Annotated in this window: 2 protein-coding genes; both read right to left on the reverse strand. The window is 73.7% G+C overall.

Annotated features, from left to right (window positions below):
• On the reverse strand, positions 1-389 hold a 389-nt coding region (locus FHD68_RS18515), incomplete at its 3' end, for a tetraacyldisaccharide 4'-kinase (RefSeq protein WP_425277559.1).
• A partial coding sequence (locus FHD68_RS18520) for a 3-deoxy-D-manno-octulosonic acid transferase (RefSeq protein ID WP_139086580.1) occupies positions 386-1,409 on the reverse strand: 1,024 nt, incomplete at its 5' end. The genes FHD68_RS18520 and FHD68_RS18515, both read right to left, overlap by 4 nt.

Genomic DNA, 1,409 nt, shown 5'->3' on the forward strand with positions numbered 1-1,409 from the left:
GCCCCCGCCACGCGGTCGCCCGCGACCCAGACCGGGCCGAACGCCGCCATCAGCAGCGGCTCGTCCCCGGTCAGGGCCGCGTCGTGGCGCCGTTCGTCCACGCGCAGCGGCCCCGTGGCCGACCCGCCATAGCCCTTGGAGACGACATGCGCCGCCACCCCGCGCGCGGCCAGCGCCATCTGCAGGTGGATCACCGTGGGCGTCTTGCCGGTCCCGCCCGCGTTCAGGTTGCCCACGCAGATGACCGGCACGCCGACCCGCGCCCGCACACCCTGCGCCAGGCGGCGGGCCGTGGCGCGGGCATAGGCCGCCCCCAGGGGCGCCAGCAGGCGGGCCGTGGCGGTGGGTGGGGTGCGGAACCAGAAGCCGGGGGCGCGGGTCATCGTCATGGGGCGGGGCTTTCGACAGGGTCAAGGGCGGCGATCACCCGGTCGGCGATGCGGATCGCGACATCGGCGCCGCCGGTGCTGACCATCCAGGCATTGCTGGCCAGCGTGGCGATGGTTTCCGGCTGGGTCAGTTCGGTGACGGCCTGGGCAAGGTCGTCCGCGGTGCGGACCTGACGCACCGCATGGGCGCCGGTCAGCTGCTGCCATTCGGTCGCATGCGGTCCGTCCTGCGGCCCGTGCACGATGGCCGATCCCAAGGCTGCGGGTTCGAAGGGGTGGCGCATCGCGTCGGCGTCGCCCGACAGGGTGCCGCCCATGAAGCTGACGGGCGCCAGCCGGTACCACAGGCCCATCTCGGTCGGGCCGTCGGTCAGCAGGACCTGGATCTCGTCGCCAAAATCCTCGTCCTCGCTGCGGCGGGCGACGGTCAGGCCGCAGGCCTCGATGTCGCGGGCCAGGCCGTCGATGCGCCTTGGATCATCGGGCGCGATGATCAGCAAGGCCCGGTGCGACCGGCGCAAGGCGGCCTGATGGGCGGATAGGATGGCCTGTTCCTCGGCCGGGGGCAGGCTGGCCGCGAACCAGGCGTGGCGGCCGTTCATCTGCTGGGCCATCGATGCCCGTTCGGTTTCCGAACAGCGCAGCGGCTCGCGGATCTCGGATACGGGGCCGGTCATCGCCAGATCGCCCGCGCCCAGGCCCATGCGCCGGGCCAGATCGAGGCTGGTCGCGTCGCAGACCATCACCGCCCGCATCTGCGACAGCAACTGGCGACGCATCCGGGCATGCAGGCCCCAGCCCAGATCGTTGCCGGTCAGCCGGAATTCGGCCAGGATGACCGGGATCTGGCGCGCGACGGCGGCCGCGATCAGCGCCGGCGGCAGGTCGGTGCCCAAGAGCAGGACGGCACGCGGCCGTGCCCGGTCCAGCACCTGCGACACCAGCGCCGGGTCGTCGCCCGGATCGTCCGGTCCCTGGGCCGACAGGCGCACCAGGCGCAGGCCGGGCCGCGCGCGCGAC

This window comes from Paracoccus marcusii, assembly GCF_006151785.1.
Lineage (GTDB): Bacteria > Pseudomonadota > Alphaproteobacteria > Rhodobacterales > Rhodobacteraceae > Paracoccus > Paracoccus marcusii.